This window comes from Herbiconiux sp. J20-20, assembly GCF_057365085.1.
The window spans coordinates 405,557-417,279 of the sequence record NZ_CP195122.1 but is presented as its reverse complement, the minus strand read 5'-3'; the positions used below and the strand labels follow the sequence as shown (position 1 = coordinate 417,279).

The window sequence follows — 11,723 nt, the reverse complement described above, 5'->3', positions numbered from 1 at the left end:
CCGTTTCGGTCCACCACTTTTCACCACACACGGAAGATCACGCTCATGGCAGACAACACCTCCCCCACCGCCCAGCTCTCCGAGGTCGGCGTCAGCATCTGGCTCGATGACCTCTCGCGGGAGCGCATCTTGACCGGCGGCCTGCAGAAGCTGATGGCCGAGCGGAACGTCGTCGGGGTCACCACCAACCCGACGATCTTCGCCGCGGCGCTCGCCAAGGGCGAGGCCTACGACGCTCAGGTCGCGATCCTCGCGGCCGCGGGTGCGAGCGTGTCGGAGGCGGTCTTCGAGATCACCACCGACGACGTTCAGGCGGCCTCGGACATCTTCCGTCCGGTCTACGACGCGAGCAACGGGGTCGACGGTCGCGTGTCGATCGAGGTGGCGCCGGATCTTGCGCACGATGCGGCGGGCACGATCGCTGAGGCGAAGCGGCTCTGGGCCAAGGTCGACCGCCCCAACGCGATGATCAAGATCCCCGCGACGATCGCGGGCCTCGAGGCGATCACCGAGGTCATCGGCGCCGGCATCAGCGTCAACGTCACCCTGATCTTCAGCCTCGCGCGTCACCAGGCCGTGATCGAGGCCTACCTCGCTGGTCTCGAGAAGGCGAAGGCGGCGGGCATCGACCTGTCGACCATCGAGTCGGTGGCGTCGTTCTTCGTGTCGCGCGTCGACACCGAGATCGACGCGCGCCTCGAGGCGATCGGGACTCCGGAGGCGCTCGCGCTGAAGAGCAAGGCGGGCGTCGCCAACGCGCAGCTCGCCTACCAGCTGTTCGAGCAGCAGTTCGCGACCGAGCGCGCCCAGGCGCTGCTCGCGGCGGGCGCGAACAAGCAGCGTCCGCTCTGGGCCTCGACCGGCGTCAAGGACCCGTCGCTGCCGGACACCCTCTACGTCACCGAGCTCGCGGTGGCCGGCGTCGTCAACACGATGCCGGAGAAGACGCTCGAGGCGACCTTCGACCACGGCGTCATCGAAGGCGACCGTGTCACCGTCTCCTACGGTGAGGCTCAGCAGGTGCTCGACCAGCTCGCCGCCGTGGGTGTCGACTACGACGACGTCACGGCCCTGCTCGAGAAGGAGGGCGTCGAGAAGTTCATCGTCTCGTGGAACGAGCTCCTCGACACCGTGACGGCGGCGCTGGAGGCCTCGAAGTGACCGTCACGGTCCACGCCACGGGTGCGGCGGCCGAGGCCGTCGCACGCGTCGTGCCGCAGCTCGTCTCGGACGGGGTCGCGAGCGGAATCACCTCGCTCGACGCCACGCTCTGGGGGCCCGAGGCCGAGGCCGAGGCCGCCGTCCGGCTGGGGTGGACCGAAGCGGTCGCCCTGTCGACCCCGCTCGTCGACGACATCCTCGCGCTGCGCGACCAGCTGCGCGCGAACGGCGTCGACCACATCGTCCTCGGCGGCATGGGCGGCTCGTCTCTCGCTCCCGAGGTCATCACGAAGACCTACGGCGTGCCGCTCACGGTGCTCGACTCGACCGATCCGGCGCAGGTGCGCTCGGCGGTCGGCGACCGTCTGGCGCAGACCGCGGTCGTCATCTCGTCGAAGTCGGGTTCGACCGTCGAGACCGACAGCCAGCGCCGCGCCTACGAGCAGGCGTTCCGCGACGCCGGAATCGACCCCATCTCGCGGATCGTGATCGTGACCGACCCGGGTTCGCCGCTGGATGTCTCCGCGCGCGAGACCGGCTACCGGGTGTTCAACGCGGATCCGAACGTCGGCGGGCGCTTCTCGGCGCTCACCGCATTCGGTCTCGTTCCGAGCGGCCTCGCCGGCGTCGACATCCAGCAGCTGCTGTACGAGGCCGAGGCGGTCTCACTCGAGCTCGCCCTCGACTCGGCGAGCAACCCCGGGCTCGTCCTGGGCGCCGCCATCGCCGGCACGCGTCCGCTCAAGAACAAGCTCGGCATCGTCGCCGATGGCACGCACATCGTGGGCTTCGCCGATTGGGCCGAGCAGCTGATCGCGGAGTCGACCGGCAAGAGCGGAACCGGTCTGCTGCCGGTGGTGCTCGAACCCGACGCGCCCGAGCTCTCGATGGATCTGCCTGATCTGCAGATCGTGCGACTCGTCGCCGACGCGCGCGCCACGCGCGAGGTCGCCGAGGGCGAGATCGAGATCTCCGGCAGCCTCGGCGGCCAGATCATGGTCTGGGAGTACGCCACGGCGGTCGCCGGTCGTCTGCTCGGCATCGACCCGTTCAACCAGCCCGACGTCGAATCCGCGAAGGTCGCCGCGCGCGCCCTGCTCGACGCCCGACCCGAGCCGACGGAGCCCGTCTTCGTCGCCGACGGCATCGAGGTGCGCACGGCCGGACCGCTCGCGATCGAGACCGCGACCCTCGCCGGCGCGATCGACGCGCTGCTGGCGACGCTTCCCGCCGACGGCTACCTCTCGGTGCAGGCCTACCTCGACCGCATCGCGCACCCCGAGCTGGAAGAGCTGCGTGCGCTGCTCGCGGCGCGCGCCGGACGCCCGGTCACCTTCGGCTGGGGACCGCGCTTCCTGCACTCCACCGGTCAGTTCCACAAGGGCGGACCCGCGATCGGAGTGTTCCTGCAGCTCGTCGGCACCACCGCGGAGGACCTCGAGATCCCGGAGCGCCCGTTCACCTTCGGTCAGCTCATCCAGGCTCAGGCCGTCGGCGATGCGACGGTCCTGGCCGAGCACGGTCGCCCGGTGCTCTCACTCACGGTCGACGACGTCGCGAGCGCGGCCGCGGCGCTGCGCGCCGCGATCGGCTGACCCTCCTCGCCCGTACGACGTCAAGGAACACGCATGCCTGTCGAGATCACGCCGGACTTCAACCCGCTCCGGTTGGCGTCGGACCGTCGCCTCAATCGAATCGCCGGACCGAGCGGACTGGTCATCTTCGGTGTCACGGGAGACCTCTCCCGCAAGAAGCTGATGCCCGCGGTCTACGACCTCGCCAACCGCGGCCTGCTGCCGCCGGGCTTCGCGCTCGTCGGCTTCGCGCGTCGCGAATGGGAGAACGAGGACTTCGAGAAGGAGGTGCACGACGCGGTCAAGAAGCACGCGCGCACGCCCTTCGACGAGGACGTGTGGCGCCAGCTCAGCCAGGGCATCCGCTTCGTGCAGGGCGATTTCGATGACGACGCGGCCTTCGACCGGCTCAAGGCCACCATCGAGGACCTGGATGCCCACCGCGGCACCATGGGCAACCACGCGTTCTATCTGTCGATTCCCCCGAAGTCGTTCCCGCTGGTGACCGAGCAGCTGCGCCGCTCCGGCCTCGCCGAGCAGATCGACGGGCAGTGGCGTCGCGTCGTCATCGAGAAGCCCTTCGGCTCCGACCTGACGACCGCGCGAGAGCTGAACGACGTCGTCGAGTCGGTGTTCCCGCCGGACAGCGTGTTCCGCATCGATCACTACCTCGGCAAGGAGACCGTCCAGAACATCCTGGCGCTGCGCTTCGCCAACCAGCTGTACGAACCGATCTGGAACGCGAACTACGTCGACCACGTGCAGATCACGATGGCCGAAGACATCGGCGTCGGCGGCCGTGCCGGCTACTACGACGGCATCGGCGCCGCGCGCGACGTCATCCAGAACCACCTCCTTCAGCTGCTCGCCCTCACCGCGATGGAGGAGCCGGTGTCGTTCGACGCCGCGGACCTGCGCGCCGAGAAGGAGAAGGTGCTCTCGGCGGTGCGCCTCCCGAAGGACCTCGGGGCGGCGACCGCGCGCGGCCAGTACTCGAGCGGCTGGCAGGGCGGTGAACGGGTTCCCGGCTTCCTCGAGGAAGACGGCATGAACCCCGACTCGGTCACCGAGACCTTCGCGGCGATGCGCCTCGACATCAACACGCGCCGGTGGGCCGGGGTGCCGTTCTATCTGCGTGCCGGCAAGCGCCTCGGCCGCCGGGTCACCGAGATCGCCGTCGTGTTCAAGCGCGCGCCGCAGTACCTCTTCGCCGAGAGCCAGACGAGCGCGCTCGGCCAGAATGCGCTCGTCATCCGCGTGCAGCCCGACGAGGGCGTCACGATCCGATTCGGATCGAAGGTGCCCGGTGCGGGCATGCAGGTGCGCGACGTCACGATGGACTTCGGCTACGGCCACGCCTTCACCGAGGCGAGCCCCGAGGCCTACGAGCGTCTCATCCTCGACGTGCTGCTCGGCGATCCGCCGCTCTTCCCTCGGCACGAAGAGGTCGAATTGAGCTGGAAGATCCTCGACCCGATCGAGGAGTACTGGGCGACCCAGGGCCAGCCGGAGCAGTACCGGCCGGGCACTTGGGGACCGTCCTCCGCGGATGAGCTATTGGCCCGCGACGGCCGAGTCTGGAGACGCCCGTGATCGTCGATCTGCCCGCCACGACCACCAGCCAGGTGTCGAAGGCGCTCGTCAAGATTCGTGAAGAGGGCGGCGCGGTCGCGCTCGGCCGCGTGCTCACCCTCGTCATCGCCGCCGTGCACGGCGCCGAGGAAGAGGCGATCGAAGCCGCGAACGACGCGTCGCGCGAGCACCCGATGCGTGTCATCGTGCTCTCGCGCAGCGCCAACCCGGAGGCCGAGGAGGCCCGACTCGACGGCCAGATCCGCGTCGGCGGGGATGCGGGCGCAAGCGAGGTCGTGGTGCTGCGCGCCTACGGCGCCGTCGGCGGCGACGAGGAGGGACTCGTCACCAGCCTGCTGCTGCCGGATGCTCCGGTCGTCGTCTGGTGGCCCACCGCGCATCCGGACAACCCGGCGAAGTCGCCGCTCGGACGGATCGCACAACGACGCATCACCGACTCCGCAGCGGCGGGTCACCCGCTGGAGTCGATGACGACGCTCGCGCGCAACTACGCGCCCGGCGACACCGACTTCGCGTGGACCCGTCTCACGCTGTGGCGCGCGCAGCTCGCCGCGGTGCTGGACCAGCCGCCGTACGAGCCGGTGACCGCCGTCTCGGTGAGCGGCGCCGCCGACTCGGCCTCGACGTCGCTGCTGGCCGCCTGGCTCGGGCTGCAGCTGCAGGTCGACGTCGCGCTCGAGATGAGCAACCATTCGCACGGCTCGAGCGGCATTCATGGCGTCTCCCTGACGCGCGCCTCCGGCGAGATCGTGCTGGAGCGCGGTCAGCCGAACGTCGCCACGTTGACTCAGCCGAACCAGCCCACGCACGACATCTCGCTTCCCCGACGGAACCTGCGTGATTGCCTGGCCGAAGAATTGCGTAGGCTCGATCCTGATGACCTCTACGGAGAGGTCCTCACGCAAGGAATCGGACACATGGATGCGATCGCGCACGACGCGACGCCGTCCCGTGGCAAGTGAGGCTGAACCCATGACCAACGAACGGCGAGTCCTCGTCCACCCCGACAAGTCATCCTTGGCGGGCAGTGTGGCAGCGCGCTTCATCACGAAGATCATCGACGTGATCGAAGAGCAGGAGTTCGCCAACGTGTGCCTCACCGGCGGCACGATGGGCGCCGCGGTGCTGGCGGCGATCAATTCGTCGCCGGCGCGTGACAGCGTCGACTGGAGCCGCATCACGTTCTGGTGGGGCGACGAGCGCTACCTTCCGCGCGGCGACGCCGAGCGCAACGAGACCCAGTCCCGCGAGGCGCTGCTGGATCACCTGCCGATCGACGAGTCCCAGATCAAGTCGTTCCCGGCTCCCGGCGAGCACGCCGACATCGACGAGGCGGCGCGATACTTCGAGACCGTGCTCGCTGAGGCGGCCCCCGAGGGACGCCGCTACCCGCGATTCGATGTCACGTTCCTCGGTGTCGGTCCGGACGGCCACATCGCCTCGCTGTTCCCTGACCACGTGTCGGTGCACGAGACCGACCGCGTCGTTCTCGCGGAGCGCGACTCCCCCAAGCCGCCGCCGGAGCGCCTGACGCTCACGCTGCCGGTGATCAACGCCTCCGATCGCGTCTGGCTGGTGCTCGCGGGCGCCGACAAGGCGGGTGCGCTCGGGTTGACGCTCGCCGGGGCGAGCATCAACGACGTTCCCGCCGCGGGCGCCGAAGGGCGCAAGCGCACCGTCTTCTTCGTCGACCAGGATGCGGCGGCCGAGGTGCCGGAGGCGCTCATCGCCCCGAACTCCTACTGGACCGCGGCGCACGACCTGCCGTCGAACTGACGCGCTTCGCGCGCCAGCGGGCGGTCCCCGCGTCAGCGGGAGGTCCGCCGAGGCTCAGGAGGCGGCGGCGGTTCCGCGGCGCTCGCGCAGCTGCTGCAGCGCGTCGGTGAGGATCTGCTGCGCCTCATCGTCGCTGCGGCGCTCCTTCACGTAGGCCAGGTGCGTCTTGTACGGCTCCATCTTGGAGACCGCGGGAGGGTTCGCCTTGTCGCGACCGGCCGGGAGACCCGAGGCCGGGCAGTCGATCGTCTCGGGGATCTCCTCATCGGGAAGATTCGCTGCGAAGTAGCGCACCGTCTCGTTGCCGAGGGCGTCCCAGTACGAGATCGCGACACGGTCCGCGTGGTACCCGCGGTCCTGCTCCCCCATCGGACCGGATCCGACGCGGGATCCTCGAATCGCGCTGCCGCCAGATGCCATGATGCCTCCGTATGAAGTGGGTGATCGGGTCCGGCGACTCAGGCGCCGGTGTCGAACTTGATGATGAGACCCAGCACGACGATGCTGGCGACCCACACAAGCGCGAGGATGACCGTGATGCGGTTGAGGTTTCGCTCTGCGACACCCGATGAACCCAGGTTCGACGTCACGCCGCCCCCGAACATGTCGGAGAGACCGCCACCGCGACCGCGGTGGAGCAGGATCAAGAGCGTCAGGAGCAGGCTGGTGATGCCCAGCACGACCTGCACGGCGACTGTCAGAAATTCCACGCGAAACCTTTCGATGCCGAAACTCGGCCGGGGGTCAGTATATCGGCTGGTCTACAGGCCGACGTGCTTCTGGAAGCGCACGATGCTCGCGAACTCCTCGAGCTGAAGGCTGGCGCCGCCGACGAGGGCTCCGTCGACATCCGTCTCGCGCATGAACCCCGCGATGTTCCCGGACTTGACCGAACCTCCGTAGAGGATGCGGGTCGCCTGGGCGACCTCGTCTCCCAATTCTTCGGCGAGAGCGACCCGGAGTGCGGCGCAGACCTGCTGAGCCTGCTCGCTGGTCGCCGCCTGGCCCGAGCCGATCGCCCAGACGGGCTCGTAGGCGATGACGATCTCTTTGCCCTTCGCGGCGCCGGCCAGCGCTGCGCGCATCTGGGCGACCGGCACGGCGCTCGGGCCGTGCTTCTCGAGATCCTCTGCGGTCTCGCCGACGCACAGGATCGGAACCAGGCCGTGGCGGTGGGCGGCGGCGACCTTCTCGGCGAGCTGCTCATCGGTCTCGCCGTGATACTGGCGGCGCTCCGAGTGCCCGACGATGACGTACTCGGCGTCGAGCGCGGCAAGGAACGCACCCGAGATCTCACCGGTGTAGGCGCCGTTGTCGAAGCGGGAGAGGTCCTGCCCGCCGAACTTGATCGGCAGGTCATCGGCGCCGACGAGCGTCTGCACCGAGCGGAGGTCGGTGTACGGCGGGAACACCGCCACCTCCACCGCACCGAAGTCGTGTCCCGCGTCCTTGAGCGTCCACGCCAGCTTCTGGACGAACGCGATCGACTGCAGGTGGTCGAGGTTCATCTTCCAGTTGCCCGCAATGAGCGGAGTGCGGCCTGCCATCAGTGGTGCTCCCATCCCAGAACTTCAAGGCCCGGGAGCTGCTTGCCCTCCAGGAATTCAAGACTTGCTCCGCCGCCTGTCGACACGTGGCCGAACTGGTCATCGTGGAAGCCGAGCTGACGGATCGCCGCAGCGGAGTCTCCCCCGCCGACGACGCTCAGGCCGTCGACGACGGTCAGCGCCTCGGCAACCGCGCGGGTGCCGCTGGCGAACGGCGCCAGCTCGAACACGCCCATCGGACCGTTCCAGAAGACCGTCTTCGACCCGGCGATGATCTCCGCGAACTTCGCCGAGGTCTCCGGGCCGATGTCGAGGCCCAGCCCGCTCGCGCCGAACGGCGTGTCTTCGATCGCGTCGGCGGCGGCCACGACGTGCTCGGCGTCGGCCCCGAACTTGGAGGCCACCACCACGTCGGTCGGCAGCACGATCTCGACGCCGCGCTTCTCCGCCTCGGCGAGGTAGCCGCGCACGGTCTCGATCTGGTCGGCCTCCAGGAGGCTCGAACCGACCTTGTGGCCGAGCGCCGCGAGGAACGTGAACAGCATTCCGCCGCCGATCAGCAGCGTGTTCACACGCGGCAGAAGGTGACCGATGACGCCCAGCTTGTCGGAGACCTTGGAACCGCCCAGAACGACCGCGTACGGCCGCTCCGGCTTGCTTGTCAGACGCTCCAGCACGTCGAGCTCGGCCGCGATCAGCGTTCCCGCGGCGCTCGGAAGCGTCTCGGCGAGCTCGAACACGCTCGCCTGCTTGCGGTGCACGACACCGAAGCCGTCTTCCACGACCACATCGCCGAGCGCCGCGAGCTTCGCCGCGAACTCGGCTCGCTCCGCCGCATCCTTGCTGGTCTCCCCCGCGTGGAAGCGGAGGTTCTCCAGCAGCACGACCCCAGGCTCGCTGAGGCTCGCGATGGCCTCCTCGGCGCCGGGCCCGAAGGTGTCGCCGGAGAAGACCACCGGGCAGCCCAGCAGCTCGCTCATGCGCTGCGCGACCGGAGCCAGGCTGTACGCGGGGTTCGGTTCGCCGTCCGGCCGTCCCAAGTGCGACATCGCCACGACCGTCGCACCGGAGTGCAGCAGCGCGTTGATGGTCGGCAACGAGGCGCGGATGCGCCCGTCGTCGCCGATCACACCGTCTTTGAGCGGAACGTTGAGGTCGCAGCGAAGCAGAACGACCTTGCCGGAGAGCTCACCGAGGCTCTCGATTGTGCGGAGCGCCATGGTGTCGTGTCCTCGAGACTTAGAGGCGCGCGGCGACGTACTCGGTGACGTCGACGAGACGGTTGGAGTAGCCCCACTCGTTGTCGTACCACGACGCGACCTTGACCTGGTCGCCGATCACCTTAGTGAGACCGGCGTCGAAGATCGACGAGTGCGGGTCGCCCGCGATGTCGCTCGAGACGATGTCGTCCTCGGTGTACTTGAGGATCCCCTTCAGCGGGCCCTCGGCGGCGGCCTTGTACGCGGCGTTGATCTCCTCGACCGTGACCGACTTCGACGCGGTGAGCGTGAGGTCGGTGATCGAGCCGGTGATGACCGGGACGCGCAGCGCGTAGCCGTCGAGCTTGCCGACGAGCTCCGGGATGACCAGGCCGAGCGCCTTGGCGGCACCGGTCGAGGTGGGGATGATGTTGGCGGCCGCGGCGCGGGCACGACGGAGGTCGCCGTGCGGGCCGTCCTGCAGGTTCTGGTCGGCCGTGTAGGCGTGCACCGTGGTCATCAGACCGCGCTCGATGCCGAAGTTGTCCATGAACACCTTGGCGAGCGGCGCGAGGCAGTTCGTGGTGCAGGACGCGTTCGAGATGATCGAGTGGACGGCCGGGTCGTAGCTGTCCTCGTTGACGCCGAGCACGAGGGTCGCGACGTCGTCACCCGTGGCGGGAGCCGAGACGATGACCTTCTTGGCGCCGGCAGCGATGTGCTTGGCGGCATCCGTCGACTTGGTGAAGCGACCGGTCGACTCGATCACAATGTCGACGCCGAGCTCGCCCCAGGGCAGGTTCGCGGGGTCGCGCTCTTCGAAGACCTTGATGGCCTTGCCGTTGACGATGATCTGCGTCTCGTCGAACTCGACCGTGCCGTCCAGACGACCCGTGATGGTGTCGTACTTGAGGAGGTGAGCAAGCGACTTGTTGTCGGTGAGGTCGTTGACAGCAACGATCTCGATGTCGCTGCCCTTGGCGAGGGCGGCGCGGAAGAAGTTGCGGCCGATACGGCCGAATCCGTTGATACCGATCTTGACGGACACTGGGTCTCCTAGCTGCAGCGCGCGCACGCGCATCCGGTTTTGTGGTGGTTGTGGTGGAACATTCTGGGGGATGCGTGAGGGGCCGGAACTCACCTCACGAAACCCTTACGACAGTAGCAGGAGCCCGTCACCGGTCTTGCGCGCGCTCTCGAAGCGCGCACCGGCGTCGGCCCAGTTGGCGATGCTCCAGAACGCCTTCACGTAGTCCGCCTTGACGTTGACGTAGTCGAGGTAGAACGCGTGCTCCCACATGTCGAGCTGAAGGATCGGGATGACGCCGAGCGGGGTGTTGCCCTGCTGGTCGTAGAGCTGGTGGATGAGCAGGCGCGACCCCACCGGATCCCAGGCGAGCACGGCCCAGCCGGAGCCCTGCAGACTCATCGCCGCGGCGGTGAAGTGCGCCACGAACTTGTCGAACGAGCCGAAGAACTCGTCGATCGCGGCCGCGAGCTCGCCGACCGGCTTGTCTCCGCCGTTCGGCGAGAGGTTCTTCCAGAAGATCGAGTGGTTGATGTGGCCGCCGAGGTGGAAGGCGAGGTCCTTCTCGAGCTTCGGAATCGATCCGAAGTTGCCCGTGTCGCGGGCCTCGGCCAGCTGCTCGAGCGCGGTGTTGGCGCCCGCGACATACGCCGCGTGGTGCTTGTCGTGGTGCAGCTCCATGATGCGCGCGCTGATGTGCGGCTCGAGCGCTGCGTAGTCGTAGGGAAGTTCAGGAAGCGTGTAAACGGCCATCGATTGTCTCTCCTCGCGTTCGGTCTCCGAGGGCGCCGAAACGGCACCGCGGGGACGGTTCCAGTCTAGGGATGCGCGCGGGCGCGCGCAGGACGGTTGGGCTGCTGCTCAGTCGGCGAGCTCGGCGGGAACGCCGAACTCGGTGCCGGGGATTCCGCGATCGCTCGCGGACTTGTCGGCCATCGCCAGCAGGCGGCGGATGCGTCCTGCCACGGCGTCCTTGGTCATCGGCGGGTCGGCATGGTGACCGAGCTCGTCGAGACTGGCGTCACGGTGGCTCAGCCGCAGTTCGCCGGCGTAGCGCAGGTGGTCGGGCACCTCGTCGCCGAGGATCTCCAGGGCTCGCTCGACGCGGGCGCACGCGGCGACCGCGGCCTGCGCCGAGCGGCGGAGGTTGGCGTCGTCGAAGTTGACGAGGCGGTTGGCCGTGGCGCGCACCTCGCGGCGCTGCCGCAGGGCCTCCCAGTCGGCGAGGGTCTTCTCGGCCCCGATCGCGCGCAGCATGTCGGCGATCGCCTCCGTCTCGCGCACGATGACCCGATGCACTCCGCGGACCTCGCGGGCCTTCGCGGAGATGCCCAGTCGTCCGGCGGCGCCGACGAGCGCCATCGCGGACTCGTTGCCGGGGCAGGAGATCTCGAGCGCCGCAGAGCGCCCCGGGTCGGAGAGCGATCCGGCCGCCAGGAACGCGCCGCGCCAGATCGCGGCGAGCTCTTCGCGCGAACCCGTCGTGAGCCGGTTCGGCAGCCCGCGCACGGGCCGGCGACGGGCATCGAGAAGCCCGGTCTGGCGAGCGAGCGTGTCGCCGCCCTCCATGACGCGCACGAGGTAGCTGTTCGAGCGTCGCGCGTTGCTCCCGGAGATCACCGAGACGTCGCTGCGGATCCCGTAGAGCTCGGCCAGATCCTTGCGGATGCGCCGCGCGATCTGCGGGGAGTCGACCTCGGCTTCGACCGCGATCCGGTTGGAGATGATGTGCAGTCCCCCGGCGAATCGCAGGAGTGCGGTCAATTCTGCGGCGCGAACGGTTGTCTTTCCCAGTTCGACGGCCGTGAGTTCTTCTTTCACGTCGGAGGTCAGTGCCACCGGATGC

The 11,723-nt window shown here is 68.7% G+C and carries 12 protein-coding genes; 5 read left to right on the top strand and 7 right to left on the bottom strand.

What is annotated here, in order from left to right; all coding sequences use genetic code 11:
• Nucleotides 1-45 precede the first annotated feature (45 nt).
• Genes tal through pgl form a run of 5 tightly spaced genes read left to right on the top strand, consistent with a single transcriptional unit; the run spans nt 46 to nt 6,104 of the window.
• Complete coding sequence (gene tal, locus ACR3ZA_RS01950; RefSeq protein WP_473659613.1) at nt 46-1,161, top strand: transaldolase; 1,116 nt, start codon at nt 46-48, stop codon at nt 1,159-1,161.
• On the top strand, nt 1,158-2,756 hold the full coding sequence (locus tag ACR3ZA_RS01945) for a glucose-6-phosphate isomerase (protein WP_473659610.1): 1,599 nt from the start codon (nt 1,158-1,160) through the stop codon (nt 2,754-2,756). Before tal ends, ACR3ZA_RS01945 begins: the two co-directional genes overlap by 4 nt.
• Before the next feature lie 33 nt (nt 2,757-2,789).
• A complete protein-coding gene (zwf, locus tag ACR3ZA_RS01940) occupies nt 2,790-4,328 on the top strand; it encodes a glucose-6-phosphate dehydrogenase (RefSeq protein ID WP_473659608.1) in 1,539 nt (512 codons plus the stop codon).
• On the top strand, nt 4,325-5,290 hold the full coding sequence (locus ACR3ZA_RS01935) for a glucose-6-phosphate dehydrogenase assembly protein OpcA (protein WP_473659605.1): 966 nt from the start codon (nt 4,325-4,327) through the stop codon (nt 5,288-5,290). Before zwf ends, ACR3ZA_RS01935 begins: the two co-directional genes overlap by 4 nt.
• A 10-nt stretch (nt 5,291-5,300) precedes the next feature.
• Nucleotides 5,301-6,104, top strand: a complete 804-nt coding sequence (gene pgl / locus ACR3ZA_RS01930; RefSeq protein ID WP_473659602.1) for a 6-phosphogluconolactonase — start codon at nt 5,301-5,303, stop codon at nt 6,102-6,104.
• 54 nt (nt 6,105-6,158) lie between these two features.
• On the opposite strand, the gene ACR3ZA_RS01925 is transcribed toward pgl, so the two are convergent.
• The 7 genes from ACR3ZA_RS01925 to whiA form a co-directional block, all read right to left on the bottom strand.
• Nucleotides 6,159-6,524, bottom strand: a complete 366-nt coding sequence (locus ACR3ZA_RS01925) for an RNA polymerase-binding protein RbpA (protein WP_473557865.1) — start codon at nt 6,522-6,524, stop codon at nt 6,159-6,161.
• 38 nt (nt 6,525-6,562) lie between these two features.
• On the bottom strand, nt 6,563-6,814 hold the full coding sequence (gene secG, locus ACR3ZA_RS01920) for a preprotein translocase subunit SecG (RefSeq protein ID WP_294179003.1): 252 nt from the start codon (nt 6,812-6,814) through the stop codon (nt 6,563-6,565).
• Between the two features lie 51 nt (nt 6,815-6,865).
• Nucleotides 6,866-7,651 carry a triose-phosphate isomerase gene (gene tpiA / locus ACR3ZA_RS01915; protein ID WP_473659600.1) on the bottom strand — a complete coding sequence of 262 codons (786 nt, stop codon included), beginning with the start codon at nt 7,649-7,651 and terminating at the stop codon, nt 6,866-6,868.
• A complete protein-coding gene (locus ACR3ZA_RS01910; RefSeq protein WP_473659598.1) occupies nt 7,651-8,871 on the bottom strand; it encodes a phosphoglycerate kinase in 1,221 nt (406 codons plus the stop codon). The genes tpiA and ACR3ZA_RS01910 overlap by 1 nt, the downstream gene beginning before the upstream one ends.
• 19 nt (nt 8,872-8,890) lie before the next feature.
• Nucleotides 8,891-9,898: a type I glyceraldehyde-3-phosphate dehydrogenase gene (gap, locus tag ACR3ZA_RS01905; RefSeq protein WP_473557848.1), complete on the bottom strand. Its 1,008-nt coding sequence runs from the start codon at nt 9,896-9,898 to the stop codon at nt 8,891-8,893.
• Nucleotides 9,899-10,003: 105 nt separating this feature from the next.
• Nucleotides 10,004-10,630 (bottom strand): Fe-Mn family superoxide dismutase, encoded by a 627-nt coding sequence (locus tag ACR3ZA_RS01900; protein WP_473659596.1) that lies wholly within the window; start codon nt 10,628-10,630, stop codon nt 10,004-10,006.
• 108 nt (nt 10,631-10,738) lie between these two features.
• A complete protein-coding gene (gene whiA, locus ACR3ZA_RS01895) occupies nt 10,739-11,716 on the bottom strand; it encodes a DNA-binding protein WhiA (RefSeq protein WP_473659593.1) in 978 nt (325 codons plus the stop codon).
• Nucleotides 11,717-11,723: the final 7 nt, after the last annotated feature.